The 443-nt window shown below is 41.3% G+C and carries 1 pseudogene; it reads left to right on the top strand.

The features are described from left to right. Positions 1-182 precede the first annotated feature (182 nt). Positions 183-443 (top strand): annotated as a pseudogene (locus AB4585_RS28710) (chondroitin lyase); the annotation flags it as partial.

Below are 443 nucleotides of genomic sequence, written 5' to 3'. Positions count from 1 at the left end.
GTTTACCTACAATATGCAAGCGATAGAGAGAAATGGAAGTATAGGTAACAAACAGTTATTTTTTGAAATTGTTTATGTGACAGCATTCATTCTTTTTTGACCGCCACATAGGATTAAAGTTAATATTGTATTACTTTATGTGGGTTTACAATTATTCTCGTTAGTTGAGGAAAAACTACAAAATGACGACACAACCTATATTGCTGACTGCCGAAGAGATCATTGAACTTCGCAAGGAAGTTGGCCGTGACACCCTGATGGGGAAGACCATCGCTAAGAACGTTGCACAACTTGAGCGTTTCATGAGCCTACCACTAGAGGTACCGGGTCACGGTGATGGCGGGAGCTATGAGCACAACCGTCACAAAGATAACTACACCTACATGAACATTGCAGGTCGTCTTTTCCTCATCACTGAAGAACAGAAATACGCTGACTTCGTG

The sequence above is a fragment of the Vibrio sp. 10N.222.49.C9 genome (assembly GCF_041474985.1).
Taxonomy (GTDB): Bacteria; Pseudomonadota; Gammaproteobacteria; order Enterobacterales; family Vibrionaceae; genus Vibrio; species Vibrio crassostreae_C.
Note: the sequence above shows the minus strand (reverse complement) of the source record. Positions and strands in the feature narration are given on the sequence as shown.